Here is a 22,370-nt window from a genome sequence, read left to right as displayed (position 1 = left end):
TGATTACACCTCCGTCCTTGGTTGAGCTTTTCCTAGGTAAAGATAACCGTCTTTTTCCTGAACCGGATATGTATCCAGCGGTTGCGGCGGTGGTGTACCCGGAATGTTTTTTCCGTTTTTTTCATAACGGCCGAAGTGACATGGACAGAAGAATTGGTTTGGATGTGCCTTGTCCGTATTCCAGTTAACCGTACAGCCTAAGTGCTTACAAATTGGTGAAAGAGCAACAATTTTGCCGCCTTCTTTATAAACCCATGCAGTATTTGTAACATCGGACTCATACCAAGCATCCTTTTGTTTAAAGGTAAAATCCACCCTGACCGGTTGGTCTGTTAAATCAGAAACCTTTTGTTTTGTAGGTATGAAATTTCCGCCTGCTTCTTTCCTCAAAACAGGATCAACTGCGAAGCGAACCATTGGCATTAACATTCCTGCAGCCATGAATCCGCCTACACCCGTTAAAGTGTAGCTTAAAAATTGACGTCTTGAAACGCGATTCTTACTCATGCTTATCCCCCCTCTATTTACGAAGTTAAGTCCGTCGGACAATTATTAAACACATATAAAACTAGGACATAACCATGATATATCAATCTTTAATCAAGGTCAATATCATACTATTTCAAAAACATGTCATCTGGGTGAAAATTCCTCATTTTCATGCCACTTCCTGGTGAAGAGGATTAATAACTGCTTTACCTGACTATCAATAATGGACAATTTTTGAGTTTCGTTCATCCCCTCTAAAGGGGTTGAGGGGATCCAAATTAATGAACCTGTAAGATTCTCCTCATGCAATTTCCAATCACTTTCAGAGGTTATGTAAAAAATGTGTTTAAACTCACTTTTTTCTATATTTTCTTCCCAAATCTTTAAATCATTTATTACTATCTCACATTTTTCATTTTTTAAATATGTAAACGGAGGAATTAATAATAATCTTCCCGTAAATTGCCTTTCTAAATGAAGCGTCAGTAAAGTGATAAATTCAGCCATCGCAGCGGATTGTTTCATTTCATCACCAAATGATACCGAATATATAGGGATAACTGCAGTATCCACATATTCTTTCGCATTTAAATATGTCTCTATTTCTTGGGGTATCCATTTCATTTTTACACCAGCCTTTTTCATTCACTAGTTCCATAATATCATTATCTCCTGAAACATTAAAAGATATCGTAGAATATTTTGATAAATTGTTTTAGATTTTCGTTTTTAGATGAACAAAAGGCGCAAGCGCCCGGTTAACCCGTAGGGACTGGAGCGCTTCCACTGAGATAAAGTCAACACGGAGAGCGTAAGCTTTTCCGTGTTGACTTATCGTAGGGAGAAGAGCGAAGTCCACTAGCCGCTGGGGGCTGGAACTGGATTCAGATAACTTTTTCAAGTTATCCACACCAAATTATTTTATAATTTCCGAAACAACAAAAAATAGAAGCTTGCAATCACAAGCTTCCACTTTGTTCAGTCATTTTTAGCTTATTTAATTGTTCAGTTAAGATCCGAAAAGCTTCCCGATCTTGCTTATCAAGAGCCTCGTCGATTAAATGTAGAAGTTTTTCACGGTGAAAACGTTCAATACTGCTTTGTAATAATTGCTCTGCAATCATTCCGTCCTTCTCATTCACTTGCAGATGTTTAGGAACAAATGGATTTTCTTCAAGCACGGCTGCATATTGATGTGCTTGATTGGATGCATGAAAATTTAATTGAATAAAAATATCTTCATCCCGATTTAAGCGGATATCATGAAAAGATTTTTCAGCATCAGTCGTCATCACATTTTCTTTGTAAAAGCGAAATGGTACTTTATCCACACAATGGGTAGACATGATTAATCCTCTTGGGCAATACTGTGCTTGTTCTACAAAATGAACCTTTTCCATTAATTGATCATGGCTCATTAAATAATTGAGGATCCAAACACATTCTCTTCTCTTTAATTGATAATGATTTAAAAACCAGCGAATAAAGTCCTTTTTCTCGTTGACAGAAACAGGGGTTGCCATAATAGTTTCCCTCCTCTGTATATCGGCTTTTTATTAATCTCCTACATTTGTTAAGCGATCAAGTAAATCCAAATACTCTTCATTTGATGGGTCATTTTTTTGCAGCTGTTTAAAAATTTCGGCGGCTTGGTCGTTTTTTCCTTCTTCTATTAAAAAATATCCGTAATCAAGTAAGAAACCCTCATTATTCTTAAAAAAAGTATATGCAGCTTCATATTTGTCTAATGCATTTGAATATTCCTCCAGCTTATTAAAAGCTAAAGCAGAGTCCCATAAAAGCTGCGGCTCTTCATCTTCCGCAAAATCAAGCTGTGATATCAAATCAATGACATCATCATATCTTTCTTGTTGAAAAAAAAGCTTGTTTAAAGTAAGGGCAGCCTCTGTAAACCCCGGATCTAATGCAAGTGCTTCCCGGAAAAACTGTTCCGCCTCTTCAACTTTGCCTAGCTTAATGGCAATTTTTCCACCATAGAAAAATAATTCTTTATTAAATTCATCCTGTCTAATTCCCTCTTGAATAGAAATCAAGCTATTCTCAAGCTCTTCCTCCGCTTCATATGCTTTTGCAAGATGTAAATAAAGTGAGTGATATTCCGGATCAAGCTCTTTTAATTCATTAAACTTTTCTATCGCAGTTCGATAAAATCCGGCTTGAAGTGCTGTAAAAGCATATCCAAATAGAGTATTAATTTCTAATTTTTCATCCAGTGCCTTATCATAGAAGCTTAATGCTTCCTCAAAAACCCCTGAAGCACTTAATAGGTCGGCCATCCGTTGATAGATATTCACGCCGGCAATTTCACTATATTCCTTTAAAACCACTTCATAAGCATTCATCGCCTTTGATATCTCACCTTGTTCACTGTAAAGCTCACCTAGTGCAAAATCAATAATGACTTCTTCCGGTAAAACAACTTTTGCTTTTAGAAGCTTTCGTTCACAAACTTCATATAGGCCCTGGATTTGATATAAATCAGCAAGCAGCATTAAGGATTGTCCAAAATTTGGATCCTCTTCTGAAATCTTTTCCAGAATGAGAATAGCTTTCTCCTCTTCACCAAGTTCAACAAGGATTTCTCCAAGAAGAACTAGAAGTTCACCCTCTTCAGGGTATTTTTCAAGCAGGTTTTCAACCAAAGCTCTTGCTTCCTCTAAAAATCCAAAATGGTACAATTCTTCTCCAAGGAGAAATTTTTCATCAGGACTGCCGCCTTTTAATACAACATTATATTCATTTATGGCCTCATTATGTTGACCGTTTTCTAACAAATTGATAATTTTATTTACTCTATCCATATTCTCTTTCCTCTCGTTCCCCTAGACTTCATAAAGAAAAATAAGATGGGGTTCGCACCTTAACATAATCTCCATTTCCAGGTTTAAATAAAACTTCTTCACCCGCTCGAATAACCTTTCCTTTATGAACAGTAACCACAAGTCTATTACTATGATAATGAAATAAGCTCTCTTCATCAAGATTCTTGATTTCTCTACCATTTAAATATAAATTATAGCTCAATTCTGAACCATGCATTAGACTGGCTTTTTGCGGATAAAGACCAATTTTATTTAGGACTGATAATGACAAAGGCTGATTTTCAATAATTTCCTCGTAGACAGCAGGTATTTTTTCATTAACCATTGTCTCTTTCCATTTCGACAATAACCATCTCTCTTCCTTCTTTTGTGAAGAAGAAATAATTGGAATTAAAAGGCTGTTATACGGAAATAAGGCTTCTTTTATCCATCCCCATGGAATTTGCTCCAGTACATCAGCATCATTAATTTCCACGAATATAGCGGGGACCTTTTCCTTTTTGCATTTTCTAATAAATGATTGGCTAATTAGTCGTAAAGGAATTTTTACCCCAATGGTAAAATCAAGCGGACTGCTTATTAAAGATGTTTTTATATCATTTATTTTTTCTGCTAATTCGTTCTCGTATGAAATATTGGCATAAGTCAATATGGTCGTACATCCATTCATTAAAAATTGATAAATTATAAATTCCTTTAATTCTTGGAATGTACCCGTTAGTGGGATATTTGTGTTTAAAAGACAATAGGTCGGGGTCATAATAAAGCCTTCAGCATTCATTCTCATTATTTTATATTGATTAAAACCCGGTTTTAGTGCAGCTATTCTATTTTTTTGAATCAGCAACGAACTTTTCGTTAATTGGCTGTCTTTAAGAATATTGGCATTTTCAATTATATACACCATTGACACACCACCTTTTTCTCTATCTAAAGACAAGCTATGTAAGAAATCTTAAAACTATGACAATCTCGCCGGACAAAAAAGAAAAAGCTGCAATACATGCAGCTTCTACTTGATTAGGCTATCTAAATGAGAAAAGAAGTTCGGATACGAAACAGAAATGGCCTCCGGATTTTCAAGCATTACCTCACCATCGCATAAAAGTGAAGCAATTGCCAACATCATTCCAATCCGATGGTCACCATGGCTTGAAACGGTTCCTCCATGAAGATTAGACTTTCCATGAATAATCATTCCATCATCGGTAGCTTCTATTTCAGCACCCAATATTTTTAATTCATTTACGACAGTGTCGATTCGATTTGTTTCTTTAACCTTTAATTCTTCTGCATTTTTGATAACTGTTTTACCTTCTGCCTGGGTAGCCAGAAGAGCAATAATAGGGATCTCATCTATTAATTTTGGGATCAAATCCCCTTCGATAACTGTTCCTTGAAGGGTGGATGTTTTAATGACAATGTCACCTGTTGGTTCAAAAGAAAGACCCTCATGCGGGATAATTTCTATGGCAGCACCCATATTTTTCATCACATCAATAATCCCGGTTCTAGTGGGATTTAATCCAACATTTTTGAGGATGACTTCACTTCCGGGAACAATTGCTCCTGCGACGAGAAAAAAGGCTGCAGATGATATATCACCTGGAACATGAATGTTTGCTCCATTTAGCCTTTGGCCGCCTTTTACTTTAATAGTTAGATGATCTTTTTGAATTTTCCCTCCGAATTTGCGAATCATTCTTTCGGTATGGTCTCTTGTTTCTGCAGGTTCTACAACTGTGGTTACTCCATCAGCTTGAAGGCCGGCTAAAAGGATGGCTGATTTAACCTGTGCACTTGCTACCGGAAGTTGGTAATGTAGAGGTGTTAGATTTCCTCCGCGAATGGCAATGGGAGTGTAGGCTCCGTTCAATCGTCCATCAATTTGTGCTCCCATTTCTGATAACGGAATCGTAACCCTTGTCATCGGTCTTTTTCCAATTGAACTATCACCTATTAAGGAAGAGAAAAAAGGTCTTCCGGATAAAATCCCCAGTAATAACCGAATCGTCGTTCCTGAGTTGCCTACATCCAATACTTCATGAGGTTCTTTTAATCCTTCAAAGCCATTCCCGACAATGCGCAGCTCGTTTTCACTTTCCTCAATTGTTACACCTAGCTTCCGAAAACACGAAATTGTACTTAAACAATCCTCACCGGGCAAGAAATTTGTCACCTTTGTTTCTCCATATGCGATCGAACCGAACATGACAGATCGATGGGAGATCGATTTATCCCCCGGTATTTCAATTACACCTGATAACCCTATTACATTTTTCTGTAGTTTTAATGACTCCATGAAATCACCTTTTTTATCAAGTATCATTTTAGGATCCAATGGAAGTTACATAGCTGGAATAAGAACGAATGCAACGTTCTGCTCTCAGACGATCTTCCTCCGTTTGAAAACTAATAACAAGAACTCCATTAATGTCTTCTCTAGTTTCAAGGATCCGAATGTTTGTAATGCTGATTGTTTCCTTTGCTAAATAACCCGTTATTTCTGAAATGACTCCGGGATAATCGGGGATATCCACAAATAAATCATAAAATGCAGGTATTGCCCCTTTTTCTCTTACCGGCAAACCATCACGAAATTGCTTTGCTTGATGAAAATAGTCGAATATCGCACTACTGTTTTCTTTTTCCAGTAAATCCTTTACCCAAAACATTTCTTCCTGCCATTGGTTGAGAAGCTCAATCAAGATTTCTTTATTGTGCAACAAAATGTCCTTCCACATTTCGGGGCTGCTCGAAGCAATTCGCGTTATATCCCGAAAACCGCCTGCAGCTAACCTTGGGATAAGACTTTGCTCTTGTGCCAGCTTCTCCGTTTGACGAACTATCGAAGCGGCAATAATATGAGGAAAATGGCTGACAATTCCGGTAAGATAATCATGATTTTTGGGTGTTATTGTTAAAAACTTTGCTTTTGTCCCATTTAACCAACGGATTAATTCATCCACCCTTGTTTTATCGACATATTCTTCAGGTGTTAAAAGATAAAAAGCATTTTCGAATAAGATTTCTTTAGCAGCGGAAACACCACTTTTATGGGATCCAGCCATTGGATGACCGCCTATAAAGGTGAACCCTTTCCCCTTTAAACAAATTGACATTTCTACAATTTTGCTTTTTGTGCTTCCTGTATCTGTAATGATAACCTTTGGATTTAATGACAGTTCAGAAAGCAGCTGAATAATTGCCTCTGTTTCTTTTACAGGAGCTGCAATAATGATTAAATCGGCATTTATAGCACCGTCTTGGATAGTTCCAGCAATGGAATCAATGACACCCAGCATTTTTGCTAAACGGGCCTGTTCGCTGTTAATATCATATCCGATGATTGATGCTTCTTTATGTTCCTTTTTAATACATAAGGCCAAAGAACCGCCAATTAATCCTAAACCAATGACAAAAACACGGCCTTTCAATGAAACTCCCCCTATTTTCCAAAGAGCTGTACTTGTTAGTTATTTTGAAGAAATTCACTCAGTACCTTAAGCAAACCTTCATTTTGTTCTGCTGAGCCCACTGTAATCCTAACTGAAGTAGGGAACCCCAAAGCTTTTCCGGATCGTACAATATACCCTTTTTCAAGTAAATATTGAAATACTTTATCTCCATCTACCTTGAAATCTATTAAGATAAAATTGGTTTGTGTAGGATAAAACTCTAGTTTGTGTTTTTCGCAAAACTGATAAAAAAGTTCAAGCCCTTTCCGATTTTTCTCTTTACAGGCTTGGACGAACTCTGAATCTTCGATCGCTGCAATAGCCGCCGCTTGCCCAAATGAGTTGACATTAAATGGCTCTCTGGCGGGTTCAAGTGCTTTGATTATTTCTGAATTTGCAACCCCATATCCGATTCTTAGAGCTGCAAGACCATATATCTTGGAGAAAGTTCTCAAAACAATTAAATTCGGATATTTCCTTGTCAAGCTAATTGAATCATAGTAATCATCAGCCACTACATATTCATAATAAGCCTCATCAAGAACAACAAGAATATCTGATGGGACATTTTCTAGAAACGAAAGCAAAGCTTCTTCCGGAATATATGTACCTGTAGGATTATTCGGACTACATAGCCAAATGACATTTGTCTTTTCATCAACTGCTTTAAGCATCCCATCTAAATTATGATTTCCGTTCTCAAGTGGAATTTCCTTAATAATTGCCCCTTCTATTACAGCATTATGTTTATATTGTGAAAAGGTAGGGCTCGCCATAACCGTGCTGGCATCGGGATGAAGAAGTGCTCTGGAAATAATTTGAATAAGATTATCAGACCCATTCCCAAAAATAAGTTCTTCAGCCTCCACTTGTAAAGATGCAGCCAATGAGTCTCTTAAATTGGCGGCATACCCATCGGGATAAATGGGCATACTTTGTTGATTCAGTTGAAGAGCTGAAAGTACTTTATCGGAACATCCAAAGGGGTTTTCGTTTGATGCAAGTTTCACTATTTTATCTAGTTTATATTGTTTTTTGACTGATTCAATTGATTTACCCGGTTGATATGGAGTCAATGTCAATAACTGTTCTTTCCATCTCATGGTCTTTACACCCCATCAAAAAAAATTCTTAATTTCCGTTTTCTTAAATGACCTTTTCACTTTATAAATCAGGTCTTAACACCTTTGCGCCTCTTAAATACACATGAAAAATTTCTTTCTGAGATTTTTCTGTATTCAAATGCATCATAATTCTAATACACATAGTTAAGGAATTTGGAACCGGCAATTCCTGCATACACATAACAGGAACATATGTCCAGCCTTCAAATTTACGCAATACCTTTGCAGGGAATGTGGCATTAATATCTTCAGTAGTTGAAATGAAAACAGATGCGACAGATTCCGGCAAAATTTGATTTTCTTCAATCATTTTCGTTACAAGTTCTTCAGTGGCTGATAGAATTTCTCCTTCAGAATTCTCACCAACTGTGGTTGCTCCCCTTACCCCTCTGATCATGAAAATCCCCCCTGTTTTTAAAAAGTTTTCAGTTGTTCTACTAATACTTCATCGGATATCTCTTGTAGGATTGGTTTCCCCAATTGTTCAAGTAACACAAATCGAATAGCTTCACCGACAGATTTTTTATCCTGCTTCATTTTACGAATAAGCGATTCAACAGGGAGATTTGCAGGAATTCTGGTTTCATAGCCGAGTGTAGTCACCCATTTTTCAAATTCCTTTTCATTAAAAGAAAGTCCCAGCAATTCCTTACTTAATTTCAACGCAAAAATCATACCGATTAAAACCGATTCCCCATGAGTAAAATTCCCATATCCCATTTCCGATTCTATTGCATGCCCAAGCGTGTGTCCGAAATTCAAATATGCCCGGACCCCGGTTTCTTTTTCATCCTGAGCAACAAATTCTCTTTTTATCTTTATGCCCTTCGATAAAGAATAGGACAACTGCTCCATTGTTAATGCATTCAGATCAAACACATTATTTTGAAGCCAGGCAAAAAAATCAGGATCATAGATAAGTCCATGCTTAATAACCTCAGCAAACCCTGAGCGTATTTCTTGTATTGGCAGTGTTTTTAATAAATCTGTGTCGTAAAAAACTGCCTCCGGCTGATGGAATGCACCAATCATATTTTTTCCTAAAGGATGATTAATTGCCACCTTCCCTCCAACAGCACTGTCATGGGAGAGAATCGTCGTTGGAATTTGTATAAAAGGAATGCCTCTCATGAAAGTGGCAGCAACAAATCCTGATAAATCACCCACTGCCCCGCCGCCAAATGAAAGAATAACAGATTTGCGGTCAAGACAGTTTTCTAAGGCAGTTGATAATGCAGCATAATAAATGTCAAAGGTTTTTGCTTTTTCTCCGCCAGGGGCAGTATAAACAACAGGATTATATTCCTTTAAAAAAGATAATAATGTTTCAAGATGAATTTTAGCAACCGTTTCATCTGTTATAATTAATATTTTTGTTACATTCTTAAAATGTTCAGCTAAAAATGGACGAATTGTTCTTAGTATACCTTCACCCAAAAATACATCATAATTTTTGGACTCTGTATGAATATGGATTGTTTCCATTAAAATTCCCTCGCAAATTCACGTTGCCTATTAATTTCCTCTAGGAAGGTATCAAAACGATCGCTGTAAAATTGTTCAACCAGGGCTGTAGCAAGCTCCCATGCGACAACGTTTTCGGCCACTACAGCCGCAGCAGGTACCGCACAGCTATCCGAACGTTCAATGCTTGCCGCAAAAGGTTCTTTCGTTTCAATATCGACACTCATTAATGGCTTATACAAGGTTGGAATTGGTTTCATCACACCGCGTACAACAATCGGCATGCCTGTCGTCATTCCACCCTCAAATCCACCAAGACGATTCGTTTTTCGGAAGTAACCTTTTTCCGTTTCCCAAGCAATTTCATCATGGACTTCGCTGCCTGGTTTTCTTGCCGCCTCAAAGCCGATTCCGAATTCTACTCCCTTAAATGCATTTATACTGACAATAGCTGCAGCTAATTTAGCATCCAGCTTTCGATCATAATGAACGTAACTGCCAACACCAACAGGCATGCCCGTTGCAATTACTTCTACAACTCCACCAATAGAGTCACCATTTTTCTTTGCTTCATCGATAGCATTCATCATTGCTTGTTCAATAGTTGGATCTGCTACCCGAACAGGTGATGCTTCTGTTCGTTCCTTTAAAGTTTCTATAGATAAGGAACTATCCACATTTGCTTTTATTCCGCCTATTTCTACAACATGCGAAACAATACTTACACCGACTAATGATAGAAGCTTTTTAGCAACTGCACCTGCAGCCACTCTGACGGTAGTTTCACGTGCTGAAGAGCGCTCAAGAACATTTCTCATATCGCGGTGTCCATATTTTATTGCACCATTTAAATCTGCATGGCCCGGACGTGCTCGGGTTATCTTACGTTTAATTTCATCTTCTTGACCCTCTATTAAGGCTTCTGCTCCCATAATAGTTGTCCAATGTTTCCAGTCATTGTTTTTTACCACCAAGGCGATTGGAGAACCAAGTGTTTGTCCATGCCGAACACCGGAAACAATCTCGACTGTATCTTTTTCAATTTGCATCCTTCGACCACGGCCATATCCTTTTTGCCGCCTCGAAAGCTCTTCATTTATATCTTCAGATAATAATGGCATGCCCGCAGGTAAACCTTCTAAGATTGTAGTTAATTGTGGTCCATGTGATTCTCCTGCTGTTAAGTACCTCATCCCCATTGCTCTTTCCCCCTTCAACTCATTAAAGGATTTCTTTCCAATATAACATATTCAAGCTAATAAACCTAGCAGAAACTATTCGGAAAATAACAAATATATTTGTTAGCGCATACAAAAAGCACCCGTAAAAAGACAATACGAGTGCTTCCGCAATTTAAACTAATAAATCCATTCATTTACAAGTTTTGAATATTCAACCAATTCAGCCTCTTTAAAGAATAAACCGATTTCACGCTCTGCACTTGCAGATGAATCAGATCCGTGAATAACATTTTTACCAACGGTTATTCCAAAATCACCGCGAATGGTTCCAGGTGCAGCATCTTTTGGATTTGTAGAACCCATCATTTGTCTGGCAGTCGCAATAACATTTTCTCCTTGCCAAACCATTGCAAACACTGGTCCGGATGTAATAAAATCAACCAATTCACCAAAGAAAGGACGTTCTTTATGTTCTCCATAATGTTCTTCAGCAAGTTCTTTTGGGATGCTCATTAATTTTGCACCAACCAAATGGAAGCCTTTTTTTTCAAATCGTGAAACGATTTCGCCAATTAGGTTTCGTTGTACTCCATCAGGTTTAACCATTAAATATGTTTTTTCCATGAATTCCACTCCTAAATCATTATGTATATGATTGCCGTTGTCGACAATCCATGAAAATGTTATCACTTTTTTGAATATTTCGCAAGCTGTTAAAGGGAAAAGGAAGCTAAAATTTCCTTCGTCCTATGAACCTGGCAATATCGCGTAGCGTTTTTTTTGCTTTATTTACGGGAAGGTCTTCGAGTATTTCTAATGCTTTTTTAAGATAAAGATCACTTAATGCTATCGACTTTTCAATTGCTCCTGACTGCTTAATGAGAGAAATGATTTTTTCAATCTGTTGATGCCCCATATTTTCGGTAACTTTTTCGATTTCATGTCGAATTTCAGCATTTTCCATTGCGAAAAGTGCAGGAGCAGTAATATTTCCTTGCAGCAGGTCACTACCTGCAGGCTTTCCGAGTTGCTCTTCTGTTGCAGTAAAATCCAAAATATCATCCGTTATTTGAAATGACATTCCGACATAATAGCCAAATCGGTAGAGTTTTTTATGAATAGACTCCTCAACATCAGCAGCAATTGCCCCTAATTGGCAGCTTGCAGCTATTAACAGGGCGGTTTTTCTTTTAATCCTACGGAGATAATCACGAAGATTTTGGTCAAATCGGTACTTATCCTTTATTTGCTGAATCTCCCCAACAGTAACTTCAACCATCGTTTTGGCTAAAATTTTATGAGCCGCAGGTTTATTAATGTTTGTCATTAATTCAAGAGAGAGCGCAAAGATAAAATCCCCGGTATACATAGCAATCCGATTATCCCATTTCGCTTTAACGGTAGGCTGTCCTCTCCGAAGATCAGCATCGTCGATTACATCGTCATGGACCAGTGAGGCCATATGGATTAATTCCAAGGCGACGGCGACATTTTTAATTACATCAATATCATAATGACCAAATTTACCTGCAAGCAATACAAAAATAGGACGAATTCTTTTTCCTCCTGCTTGCAATGTATGAAGAGAAGCTTGCTGTAAAAGAAGAGACTCTGCCTGAATGGTCTCCTCCAGCTTTTTTTCTATAATGTTAATATCCGAATTCAAAAATGAATACATCATTTTTAATTTCATTTGTATTCACCCAGCTTTTCATCCTATCTACGGTAATCCAATTATTTCTTAACACCAATATGTACGGCAGCTGCACCACCGCTATATGGTTTATATTTAACATCTTTAAAGCCTGCATTTTCAAACATACGTGCTAATTCTTTCATTCCCGGAAAATCACGTGCAGATTCATGAAGCCAAGAATATTCATTATAGCTTTTCGCTAATAATTTACCAAATATCGGCATAATAAAGCGAAAATAAAAATAATACAGTTGTTTGTAACCAATTAAAGTCGGTTGAGAAGTTTCCAAACAAACTGCAATACCCCCTGGTTTAACTACCCGATGCATTTCTTTTAATACCTGGAGGTAATCCGGTACATTTCTTAAACCAAATCCAATTGTTACATAATCAAAACTATTATCTGAAAAAGGGAGTTCCATAGCATTTCCATGAATTAAATTCACCTGATTTAATCCAAGACCCTTGACCTTTTCAATACCTACATTAAGCATGTTTTGGCTAAAGTCCAACCCTATAACTTGACCGGCAGGACCCACGGCTTCGGCTAATGCAATCGTCCAGTCAGCTGTTCCGCAACAAACATCAAGAGCTTTTGAACCTGGCTGTACATTCATTCTTTTCATGGTGTCCTGCCGCCATTTAATGTGTTGTTGAAAACTGATAACAGCGTTCATTTTATCGTAGTTGTCAGATATTTTTTCAAACACATTATGAACTCGCTGTTCTTTCGATTGCTGCATATTTTTACCCTTCTTCCACAAATGTTTTCGCAATTGGCTGATGTTGAGTTAGAATCGATGAAATTCTTTTTTCGAGTAGTTCATTTAAATAAGGAAGTTGATTGATTCCCTTTTCAATGATTTGCTTTGAGAATTCAATATAACGGTCACAAATCATTAGTAAATGTTTTTGCTGTTCATTTGATAAGTCTTTTATTTTATAATCATTTTTAGGAAAAACAATTTTTCTTAACGCATCGAACAATACTGAATTTCCAGATTGGATAAACTGACTTTTTTCATTAAGCAATCGCTTTAAGAATAAAAGATTAGCAATAAAATCATTCCATAAATCCACTTTGAAATATTCTGATAATTTTAACAGTAATGAACTTTCAATCAATTTAATGCTATTCATCAGCTTTTCAGTTCCGTCACATTCTTTTTGATAAACCATTATTTTATGCTCATTGATTTCTTTAGTTCCTTCAGAGAGTGCTTTTATCATTAATAAATCTTCAGAATCAGCAAGCAGCTTATAATATAACCCACTAAAATAATCACCAGTTAACACGGTTAATTGACGGGCTTTTTCATCATCAGATGAATTTGTAACATGTTCATGGGTATCAAGGGCAATTTGAATTAGCATGGTTGATAGGGTATAATTCTCCATCTCACTGTAAGACAAATCGAGGCGATCCATTATCGAAATGAGGATAAGAAGCTTATCTTCATCAATAATCGGCGTCTGAATAAATTTGAGCAAGTATGGATCATATACCCTTCGTTCGACCTGCCCTTTAATATCGATAAATTTATCTCGAATGTCTTGCAAACTAATCACCCTTGCTTCCCCTTAAGTTTATGTCTATATGGTAGTATTTTCTTTAATTCATTATGTATTTCTTATTTCCTAACATTGGTGTGAAAATCTTATTAAAAAAAACGGAAAATAAGTATTTAAAGTCTATTTTTTCACACAATGCAGTCACAATTATATCATAAAAGCCTTTTTACGGGCAGAATTTCACAAAATTAATACATTTCCGTTGTTAGGAAATAAGAAAAATAGAATCTCCAGTTCGAAATGATTCTAAAAGATGTCATTACTATTTTTTTATTTCACTTTCAATTTCACCCAGGCTGGTAAGTACCTTCGCGTTTCCCCTGATTTTAATTGCAGAGGTATGTTCGGTAAATTGGGCAATTAAGATTTCGCCTTTATCAAGCTTTTCGGAATGGTGAAATCTTGTATCAGTTCCCCTGGTTAGCCCAATGACACTTACACCATCGTCATTTGCTTTTATGACTATATAATCACTATTTTGCGATTGGCGTTTTTCCATTTTATCACCCCAAAATCTATAAAAATTAAACCATGACTTATGACTAATTCTTAATTAGAGAAAGGATTTCAGAACGGGCAATAACATCATTGGCTAGCGTTCCGCGAACAGCAGTTGTTACCGTCTTCGAGCCGGGTTTTTTCACACCGCGCATTGTCATACACATATGCTCAGCTTCTACAACGACCATTACACCATGAGGCTCCAGTTTTTCCATCATGCTTTCAGCAATTGTAGATGTAATTCTTTCTTGAAGCTGAGGTCTTTTGGCAACAGCCTCTACAGCCCTGGCTAATTTACTTAACCCGGTGACCCGACCATTTTTTGGTATATAGGCGACATGTGCTTTACCAAAGAAAGGTACCAGATGATGTTCACACATGGAATAAAACGGGATGTCTTTAACTAATACTAATTCTTCATGGTCTTCACTAAAAATGGTCTCAAAATGATGTTTTGGGTCCTCGTTTAAACCACTAAATACTTCTTCATACATTTTTGCCACTCGTTTAGGTGTATCCAAAAGGCCTTCCCGATTGGGATTTTCTCCGATTGCTTCTAATATTAAACGTACCGCCTCTTCGATTTGGGCACGGTTTACTTCTGACATGCTGATTCCTCCTAATATGTATCAGTCAAGTATATATGACAAATACATATTAGCACAACCATTTCGTAACAAGCAAAAATCTAAGACCAAAGGATAATGGGGACCGAAAATCCTGAATTAAGGTATTTACGTTTTGGTAATTGCATGCAGGTAATTTCCACTATATAGAAAAAGGCCATGGTCTTTTCCATGGCCTTTTGCCTAAGCATTCGCTTAAAGCAATAAATTTATGTAAATTATTTTACTGCGTCTTTAAGCGCTTTACCCGGTTTGAAAGCAGGAACCTTGCTTGCACCGATTTCGATTTCCTCACCAGTTTGAGGGTTGCGGCCCTTACGAGCTGCACGTTCGCGTACTTCAAAGTTTCCAAAACCGATTAATTGTACTTTATCACCATTTTTTAAAGCATCTAAAATCGCATCAAAAACAGCATCAACTGCTTTGGTAGCGTCCTTTTTTGAAAGCTCGCTAGCTTCAGCTACTGCATTAATTAGTTCTGTCTTGTTCATGCTATTCACCTCCTCCCAAAAAAAAATCACAAGATTCGTAAATAAGAATACTTATCTACATTTCTAAACAATTTTTCTAATTTCTATACGTCATAGTACGGTTTTATTGGTTTTTTTGCCAAATTAACCTTAATTGATCCCATCACAGGCATCAATCTACTTTTTTTATAAAAACCTTATAACATAAGGTTTTAAGCGCTATAACGTAATTCTGTTAAAAGATTATCATAATCATATCAGCATATCAAGAATATTTCATGAAATAATGGGAATCTTTTCTTTCAATCGACAAAATTCTATTATTTTCTTCTCATTATTGTAGAAATTAATAACTTAACAAAAAAAAGACTCCTAAGGGAGCCTTTACCTTTAAAGGATTATGGCAATCAAACCACCGGATCCTTCGTTAATGATTCTCTCTAGTGTTTCTTTTAATTTATATCTGGCATTCTCAGGCATTAAGGAAAGCTTAGCTTGAATCCCTTCACGAACAATGGAGCTTAAAGAACGTCCAAATATATCTGAGTTCCAAATCGAAAGCGGATCATCTTCGAAGTCTTGCATTAAGTAACGAACAAGCTCTTCGCTCTGCTTTTCGGTTCCGATGATTGGGGCAAATTCGGATTCAACATCAACCTTGATCATATGAATCGATGGTGCTACCGCTCTTAATCTAACACCGAATCGAGCACCCTGGCGGATGATTTCCGGTTCTTCAAGGCTCATATCTGCTAATGAAGGGGAAGCAATACCATATCCTGTTTGTTTAACCATTTTCAGTGCATCTGAAATATGGTCATACTCTGCTTTTGCATGGGCAAAATCCTGCATTAGTTCAAGAAGATGGTCCTTACCCCTGATTTCCACGCCAACAATTTCTTTTAATATATCATCATATAATTCATCCGGTGCAAATAAATCAATTTCCGCAACACCTTGCCCCATTTCAATCCCGGCTAAACCGGCTCTTTCAATGAATTCAAAATCGCTAAATTGTTGAACGACTCTGTCAACATCTCGTAATCTTTTGATATCTTTAACTGTATCTTTAACTGCTTCTTGATAACTTTCACGAAGCCAATGATTTTCCCTTAACACCATTACCCAGCTAGGGAGATTGACATTAACTTCAAGAACCGGAAATTCATATAATGCTTCACGGAGAACATTTAGAACATCGCTATCCCGCATGCTTTCTACACTCATGGCGATAACCGGAATGTCGTATTTTTCCGCTAAGCTGGAACGAAGCGTTTCCGTGCTTGGATGATATGGCTGTGCACTGTTAACAACCATGATAAATGGTTTACCAACCTCTTTTAGCTCATCAATTACTCTTTCTTCGGCTTCGATATAGTTGCTTCTTGGTATTTCGCCAATAGTACCATCCGTTGTAACGACAACACCGATAGTGGAATGTTCTTGGATAACTTTTCTCGTTCCAATTTCGGCAGCTTCATGAAATGGAATCGGTTCCTCATACCAAGGAGTATTAATCATTCTTGGTCCATTTTCGTCCTCATAACCTTTTGCTCCGGGAACTGTATATCCTACACAATCGACTAATCGAATATTCACGTTTAAACCATCATCAACATGTACAGTTGCTGCCTGGTTTGGAACAAATTTTGGTTCTGTTGTCATAATCGTTTTTCCTGCTGCACTTTGCGGCAGCTCATCCTGCGCACGGCTTCTTTCTGCCTCATTGTTTATATTGGGTAATACTACAAGCTCCATAAATTTTTTAATAAAAGTTGATTTACCAGTTCTAACTGCTCCTACAACTCCTAAATAAATATCACCGCCGGTTCTTTCGGCAATATCTTTAAAAATATCAACCTTTTCCAAGTGATCCCCTCCCGATCATTGAGTAAAGTGGGATAAAATAATCCGCTAGGTATTTTTGGACAATATATGTCTATGACGTTGTCCTATATTGTTATGACTCTTTTTTTAAAATTTTTTACCCCCTTAATAAAAATTCACTGAATATGCTAGTATCTATCGTGTCTGAACATTTTGATCGTATGAGGGTTTCTGATAAGGAACAAACCGTGATGGCTAAATCCGTAGTTGTCCTTATTGGGATAGGAAGCTAACTGCCTATAAGCCTAAAAAACCCTTCTCCTACATTTATATTTCGCAGGAAAAGGGTTAGAACAAACAATATCTATCTTATTTGTTTATTGTTTTTTTTCTAAAAAAACAGGCTCCTTTGTTTTTGGATCTAAAGTATAAGGTAAGGAATATGCAGGAACAAACATGGAATCATTCACTAGAATAGAACGAATATCCTCGCCGGGTTTCACTGGTTTGTTTGACTTCTTTAATACCTGATATAAGTCAGCACGATAATCAACGTATACTACTGCACTTCCGGTAATCACAAAAGGCAGGGTTTGATTTGTATAGGGGCTAACCGCATAAGGGGGCTGAGTATACCCAAGCTGTTTGTAATCAAGTGTATAAACATTATCCGCGATTCTTTTTTTGTATGGAGGATACCCTTTTGTTTTTATCCGTAAATTAATGTCACGGATGGTATCTGCAATCGTTAAATCAAATAGTTTAACAGTTGGCTTGGTTTCAACATCGACAAGAACATATTGAAAAACTCCCCCATTTTCAAAAGCATTTCCCGGTGGTTCAGCAAGGTACTTGGGAGTGATTTTTTTAAAATCAATTGGATATTTTTGATAAATCGGTGTATCAGCTTCTTTTGTCTTAATTGGCAGAATTCCTCCATTGTCTTTCCTAAAAGAATCCACCGCTGTTTGTACTGCCTGAATTTGGTCTTTATAAGGTATTTGATTCTTTGCTAATTCTTCGTTCGGATACATGCACCCCGATAAAAGAATAGCTGTTAAAACAAGAAAACAGCTGAGCATCTTCCACTTCATACAATCACCTTTAACTTTATGTATTTGCAAATATTAAGTAAAAAGAACAATAAATAGAGTTATTCCGGCAATAATCATAAATAAATAGGCAATTATGGCCGTTATAACTTTAAGAATGCCGTTCAATTTAAATCGGCTAAAATAAATTGTTAAAATTGCAAGAAACATCATGCCCATTCCGGCAATCGATATCCACATCTTTAGCATAGCTGGTGACAAACATAATTCCTCCTTTTTTACCGAAAGTAATTATATCATAGTGCAAAAAAATTACATACAAAAAGACTGAAGTAAAGAGGGGCGAATTCTTTACTTCAGCCGCTTGAGACTAAACAACCCATTCTCCAGCTTCATACTACCAACATGCTTCGTTGCATTGTATGCAAACCGGACTGAAAGCGTATCATCGAACGCCTATATTTTGATGAAAAAAGCACATTTTTAATCTTCAATATTTCTTTCGTCTAAAATATTAGTTAAATCTTCCATTTCATGGGTCTTTCCCCGTGCCATTAGAACATCAACAGCATCTTTTGCGCTCTTACCATTAAATAAAACATCATAAAGCTCAAAGGTGATTGGCATTTTGACATCATACTTTTTAGCTAGCTGATAAGCAGCTTTCGTGGTTCTAACACCTTCCACTACCATTCCCATATTCTCTAAAACTTCCTCAAGTGTTTTTCCTTTACCAAGAAGATTCCCCGCTCTCCAGTTCCTGGAATGAACGCTTGTGCAAGTTACAATGAGGTCGCCAATTCCCGTTAAACCTGAAAAAGTTAAAGGGTTAGCTCCCATTTTTGTTCCCAGGCGCGCGATTTCTGCTAAGCCCCTTGTCATTAATGCAGCTTTGGCATTGTCTCCGAAACCTAATCCATCTGTAATTCCTGCTGCAAGGGCAATAATATTTTTTAATGCTCCGCCTATTTCAACACCAATGACATCAGGGTTTGTATAAACACGGAAATTATGATTGATGAATAAATCCTGGACTTTACTTGCAGCCTTCATGTTTTCAGAAGAAACTGTAACAGTGGTTGGCTGACGTAAACTTACTTCCTCAGCATGACTTGGGCCGGATAAAACGACAACACTTTGTAGGATCGTTTCAGGCAATTCTTCTTTAATCATTTCTGTTATCCGCATCAAAGAATCCGGCTCTATCCCTTTACTAACATGTGAAATGGTTATCGGTGTATGTTGTACTGCACGAATTTTCCCAAGTACTTCACGTATTGCCTTCGTTGGAACAGCCAAAATGACCGTTTCTACTCCAGTTAGGGCGTCATTTAAAGAAGCATAACCAACAATCAATTCAGGCAAAATTATTTGAGGTAAATATTTTTTATTTGTGTGGTCGTGATTAATTTCTTTAACCTGCTCTTCATTATGGCTCCATAGGCGGACCTCATGACCATTGTCCGCAAGTACCATCGCTAGAGCTGTTCCCCAGCTCCCTGCACCTAAAACCGCTATTGACTCTTTCGGTTGTTGCATTAGTCATTCCCACCTTACTCTTATTTTCTTTCTCTAGCGAATATTTTAATCGGTGTGCCTTCAAACCCAAAAGAGTCTCTAATTCGATTCTCTAAGAAGCGCTCATATGAAAAATGCAGTAATTCCGGTTCATTTACAAAAACAACAAAGGTCGGTGGTTTGATAGCAACTTGAGTTGTATAATAAATTTTTAAGCGTCTGCCCTTATCCGTTGGAGTCGGATTCATTGCTACCGCATCCATTATAATATCATTTAAAACACTTGTTTCTACTCGCATCGAATGATTTTCACTAGCTACATTTATCATTGGAAGAAGTGTGTGAATGCGCTTTTTAGTCTTTGCTGATAAAAAGACAATAGGAGCATAACTTAGAAATAAGAAATGATCTCTAATCTTTTGTTCGAGTTCATTCATGGTCTTTTCATCTTTTTCAATTGCATCCCACTTATTTACAACAATAACAACTGCCCTTCCTGCTTCATGAGCATACCCTGCAATTTTCTTGTCCTGCTCAATAATTCCCTCTTCAGCATTTATTACTACTAAAACGACATCGGAGCGTTCAATTGCCCTTAGTGCCCGAAGCACACTATATTTTTCGGTACTTTCATACACTTTCCCCTTTTTCCTCATACCGGCTGTATCAATGATGACATATTTCTGGCCGTTATACGTATAAGGGGAATCCACAGCATCACGGGTTGTCCCAGCAATATTACTGACAATAACGCGGTCTTCGCCCAAAATAGCATTCACTAATGAAGATTTACCTACGTTGGGACGACCAATCAAGGAAAACTTAATTACATCTTCTTCGTAATCCTGCTGTCTATTTTTCGGAAAATACTTTGCTGCTTCGTCTAATAGATCTCCCAGACCGAGCCCATGTGAACCGGACACAGGAATTGGTTCACCAAATCCCAAGGAATAAAAATCATAAATTTGTTCTCTCATCTCAGGATTATCTATTTTGTTTACACCCAAAACAATTGGTTTTTTAGATTTATACAAAATTTTTGCCACTTCTTCATCCGCGGCAGTTACCCCTTCCCTACCGTTTGTTAAAAAGATAATGACATCCGCTTCGTCAATTGCTACTTCTGCCTGCTGACGAATTTGCTCTAAAAATGGTTCATCTCCAATATCAATACCACCCGTATCGATAACATTAAAATCATGTGTTAACCATTCTCCTGAACTATAAATACGATCACGTGTTACTCCTGGAATATCCTCAACGATAGAAATTCTTTCACCGACAATCCTATTAAAAATAGTCGATTTTCCGACGTTGGGCCGTCCTACAATGGCAATAACGGGTTTTACCATTAAAATCGCCATCCTTTCTTTCATATATTGAACAATCGTCTTGTTATGTTTTATCCTTAAAGCAAATCAAGTGAAAAATGCCAATGATAAAGAACCCTTCAAACTACGAGAAGGGTCTAACTATATTAGTGTAACAAATATTAATCCTCTACTGCAATGGAAACATTGTCAATATTGGAAAACTCAAGAAGATTTTTGCTTACCTTTTTCAATGAAATTAAAATGAGTTTGAAAGAAATGTCCCGCATTTTCAAGGCTGCTCCACCCTACAATTAAAGCAGAAATTAACGCACAAACATCAAGATAAGCAAAATCTCCGATGGAATAGGGAAATTGATACTTACTTAAAATGTAGGCATATAAGATTTCTCCCTGCATGGTACCACTCACAATAATTAATAATCTTCCTTTTAATGTTTTTTGCAAAAGAATAGATAAATATCCAAAGAAAATCCCCATCATCCATTCTTTTTTAAAGATAATCCAGACAGGATCAAAAATCTCAAATAAATGGAAGGTAACATAGGCAATTGACACAATAAATGAACAAATAAAAAAATAAATCATTGCACCTCGAGTTTCCTTGCCTATGAAGAGATAGGACAGGAATAACAAGAATAATCCACTTGCAAAAACTTCAAAGCTTCTAACCATAAAATGTACATTTGAAAGAATAATGACTGTTAAAACGGCAGCTGCAAGTTTTAATCGATATGGGTTTTGCTTATTTAAAATGAATGTGAAATAAACCCAAAATACCCAACTAATCCAATAAAACATAGCACCTTCCATACTATCCACCTCCTATTATCCCTATTATTGGTATTCTTTATGTACTTTCATACTTCCCTGTATAATCTTTACACAGTGAATCATCTTATAAAGAGGAGGTGTTGAAATGGGAAGAGACCGTCAAGAAAAAAAGTTAAAAGCGAGTAGACAGGTTGAATCTGATCGTGATCAAGCATTACATTACCCTGGAGCAACAAAACTCCAAAGCCCTGAAGAAGCAAGATCTTTAAATGATTCTAAGTCTGACTGATAATAAGAAAAGCGGAAGCGCCTTGCTCAGGGGCGACAGGCATAAGACGAGCCGGCTTGAAGGTTGCTTTTTAACCTTCAGGACGGATTGGCTTATGACCCCGAGCCCCTAGGCGCTGGAGCTGGACAATTCTCAAAGTCAAAAATTTATAATTT

General features: G+C 37.1%; 25 protein-coding genes. 1 reads left to right on the top strand and 24 read right to left on the bottom strand.

The window, feature by feature from the left end; genetic code table 11:
• Nucleotides 1–3: 3 nt before the first annotated feature.
• The 24 genes from AC3ANV_RS08710 to AC3ANV_RS08595 form a co-directional block, all read right to left on the bottom strand.
• The gene (locus AC3ANV_RS08710; protein WP_488313232.1) at nucleotides 4–507 is read right to left on the bottom strand and encodes a QcrA and Rieske domain-containing protein; all 504 of its coding nucleotides are present in this window, start codon (nucleotides 505–507) and stop codon (nucleotides 4–6) included.
• Nucleotides 508–633: 126 nt separating this feature from the next.
• Entirely contained in the window at nucleotides 634–1,134 is a 501-nt protein-coding gene (locus tag AC3ANV_RS08705) for a YpiF family protein (protein ID WP_488313231.1), read from the bottom strand.
• 314 nt (nucleotides 1,135–1,448) lie between these two features.
• Nucleotides 1,449–2,012: a ReoY family proteolytic degradation factor gene (locus AC3ANV_RS08700; protein ID WP_488313230.1), complete on the bottom strand. Its 564-nt coding sequence runs from the start codon at nucleotides 2,010–2,012 to the stop codon at nucleotides 1,449–1,451.
• 33 nt (nucleotides 2,013–2,045) lie between these two features.
• Complete coding sequence (locus AC3ANV_RS08695) at nucleotides 2,046–3,311, bottom strand: tetratricopeptide repeat protein (RefSeq protein ID WP_488313229.1); 1,266 nt, start codon at nucleotides 3,309–3,311, stop codon at nucleotides 2,046–2,048.
• A gap of 28 nt (nucleotides 3,312–3,339) precedes the next feature.
• Nucleotides 3,340–4,239: a hypothetical protein gene (locus AC3ANV_RS08690; RefSeq protein WP_488313228.1), complete on the bottom strand. Its 900-nt coding sequence runs from the start codon at nucleotides 4,237–4,239 to the stop codon at nucleotides 3,340–3,342.
• Between the two features lie 105 nt (nucleotides 4,240–4,344).
• The gene (aroA, locus tag AC3ANV_RS08685; RefSeq protein ID WP_488313227.1) at nucleotides 4,345–5,634 is read right to left on the bottom strand and encodes a 3-phosphoshikimate 1-carboxyvinyltransferase; all 1,290 of its coding nucleotides are present in this window, start codon (nucleotides 5,632–5,634) and stop codon (nucleotides 4,345–4,347) included.
• 28 nt (nucleotides 5,635–5,662) lie between these two features.
• Nucleotides 5,663–6,769, bottom strand: coding sequence for a prephenate dehydrogenase (locus tag AC3ANV_RS08680; protein ID WP_488313226.1), 1,107 nt, complete (start codon nucleotides 6,767–6,769; stop codon nucleotides 5,663–5,665).
• A 35-nt stretch (nucleotides 6,770–6,804) separates the two neighbouring features.
• Entirely contained in the window at nucleotides 6,805–7,893 is a 1,089-nt protein-coding gene (gene hisC / locus AC3ANV_RS08675; protein WP_488313225.1) for a histidinol-phosphate transaminase, read from the bottom strand.
• Between the two features lie 61 nt (nucleotides 7,894–7,954).
• Nucleotides 7,955–8,311 (bottom strand): chorismate mutase, encoded by a 357-nt coding sequence (gene aroH, locus AC3ANV_RS08670; protein ID WP_488313224.1) that lies wholly within the window; start codon nucleotides 8,309–8,311, stop codon nucleotides 7,955–7,957.
• 17 nt (nucleotides 8,312–8,328) lie between these two features.
• Nucleotides 8,329–9,399, bottom strand: coding sequence for a 3-dehydroquinate synthase (aroB, locus tag AC3ANV_RS08665; RefSeq protein WP_488313223.1), 1,071 nt, complete (start codon nucleotides 9,397–9,399; stop codon nucleotides 8,329–8,331).
• The gene (gene aroC / locus AC3ANV_RS08660; protein ID WP_488314166.1) at nucleotides 9,399–10,571 is read right to left on the bottom strand and encodes a chorismate synthase; all 1,173 of its coding nucleotides are present in this window, start codon (nucleotides 10,569–10,571) and stop codon (nucleotides 9,399–9,401) included. The genes aroB and aroC overlap by 1 nt, the downstream gene beginning before the upstream one ends.
• 165 nt (nucleotides 10,572–10,736) lie before the next feature.
• Nucleotides 10,737–11,183 (bottom strand): nucleoside-diphosphate kinase, encoded by a 447-nt coding sequence (gene ndk, locus AC3ANV_RS08655; protein ID WP_488313222.1) that lies wholly within the window; start codon nucleotides 11,181–11,183, stop codon nucleotides 10,737–10,739.
• Nucleotides 11,184–11,289: 106 nt separating this feature from the next.
• Nucleotides 11,290–12,252 (bottom strand): heptaprenyl diphosphate synthase component II, encoded by a 963-nt coding sequence (hepT, locus tag AC3ANV_RS08650; RefSeq protein ID WP_488313221.1) that lies wholly within the window; start codon nucleotides 12,250–12,252, stop codon nucleotides 11,290–11,292.
• A gap of 41 nt (nucleotides 12,253–12,293) precedes the next feature.
• The gene (locus tag AC3ANV_RS08645; RefSeq protein WP_488313220.1) at nucleotides 12,294–12,998 is read right to left on the bottom strand and encodes a demethylmenaquinone methyltransferase; all 705 of its coding nucleotides are present in this window, start codon (nucleotides 12,996–12,998) and stop codon (nucleotides 12,294–12,296) included.
• Between the two features lie 4 nt (nucleotides 12,999–13,002).
• Nucleotides 13,003–13,824 carry a heptaprenyl diphosphate synthase component 1 gene (locus AC3ANV_RS08640; RefSeq protein ID WP_488313219.1) on the bottom strand — a complete coding sequence of 274 codons (822 nt, stop codon included), beginning with the start codon at nucleotides 13,822–13,824 and terminating at the stop codon, nucleotides 13,003–13,005.
• A 265-nt stretch (nucleotides 13,825–14,089) separates the two neighbouring features.
• A complete protein-coding gene (gene mtrB / locus AC3ANV_RS08635) occupies nucleotides 14,090–14,326 on the bottom strand; it encodes a trp RNA-binding attenuation protein MtrB (protein WP_488313218.1) in 237 nt (78 codons plus the stop codon).
• 43 nt (nucleotides 14,327–14,369) lie between these two features.
• A complete protein-coding gene (folE, locus tag AC3ANV_RS08630) occupies nucleotides 14,370–14,936 on the bottom strand; it encodes a GTP cyclohydrolase I FolE (RefSeq protein WP_488313217.1) in 567 nt (188 codons plus the stop codon).
• A 236-nt stretch (nucleotides 14,937–15,172) separates the two neighbouring features.
• Nucleotides 15,173–15,445 carry a non-specific DNA-binding protein Hbs gene (gene hbs / locus AC3ANV_RS08625; protein WP_066060959.1) on the bottom strand — a complete coding sequence of 91 codons (273 nt, stop codon included), beginning with the start codon at nucleotides 15,443–15,445 and terminating at the stop codon, nucleotides 15,173–15,175.
• Between the two features lie 369 nt (nucleotides 15,446–15,814).
• Nucleotides 15,815–17,293: a stage IV sporulation protein A gene (spoIVA, locus tag AC3ANV_RS08620; protein WP_307404270.1), complete on the bottom strand. Its 1,479-nt coding sequence runs from the start codon at nucleotides 17,291–17,293 to the stop codon at nucleotides 15,815–15,817.
• 335 nt (nucleotides 17,294–17,628) lie between these two features.
• Nucleotides 17,629–18,345, bottom strand: a complete 717-nt coding sequence (locus AC3ANV_RS08615; protein WP_488313216.1) for a hypothetical protein — start codon at nucleotides 18,343–18,345, stop codon at nucleotides 17,629–17,631.
• A gap of 33 nt (nucleotides 18,346–18,378) precedes the next feature.
• The gene (locus tag AC3ANV_RS08610) at nucleotides 18,379–18,564 is read right to left on the bottom strand and encodes a DUF2768 domain-containing protein (protein WP_488313215.1); all 186 of its coding nucleotides are present in this window, start codon (nucleotides 18,562–18,564) and stop codon (nucleotides 18,379–18,381) included.
• Between the two features lie 222 nt (nucleotides 18,565–18,786).
• Entirely contained in the window at nucleotides 18,787–19,842 is a 1,056-nt protein-coding gene (locus tag AC3ANV_RS08605; protein WP_488313214.1) for an NAD(P)H-dependent glycerol-3-phosphate dehydrogenase, read from the bottom strand.
• 20 nt (nucleotides 19,843–19,862) lie between these two features.
• Nucleotides 19,863–21,173, bottom strand: a complete 1,311-nt coding sequence (gene der, locus AC3ANV_RS08600) for a ribosome biogenesis GTPase Der (RefSeq protein WP_488313213.1) — start codon at nucleotides 21,171–21,173, stop codon at nucleotides 19,863–19,865.
• A 183-nt stretch (nucleotides 21,174–21,356) separates the two neighbouring features.
• Nucleotides 21,357–21,965, bottom strand: a complete 609-nt coding sequence (locus AC3ANV_RS08595) for a YphA family membrane protein (RefSeq protein ID WP_488313212.1) — start codon at nucleotides 21,963–21,965, stop codon at nucleotides 21,357–21,359.
• Nucleotides 21,966–22,071: 106 nt separating this feature from the next.
• On the opposite strand from AC3ANV_RS08595, the gene AC3ANV_RS08590 reads away from it, so the two are divergent.
• Nucleotides 22,072–22,215: a YpzI family protein gene (locus tag AC3ANV_RS08590; RefSeq protein WP_488313211.1), complete on the top strand. Its 144-nt coding sequence runs from the start codon at nucleotides 22,072–22,074 to the stop codon at nucleotides 22,213–22,215.
• The last annotated feature ends 155 nt before the right edge of the window (nucleotides 22,216–22,370 follow it).

This window comes from Neobacillus sp. DFD-2R (assembly GCF_057747865.1).
This window is presented reverse-complemented; position numbering and strand designations above follow the sequence as displayed.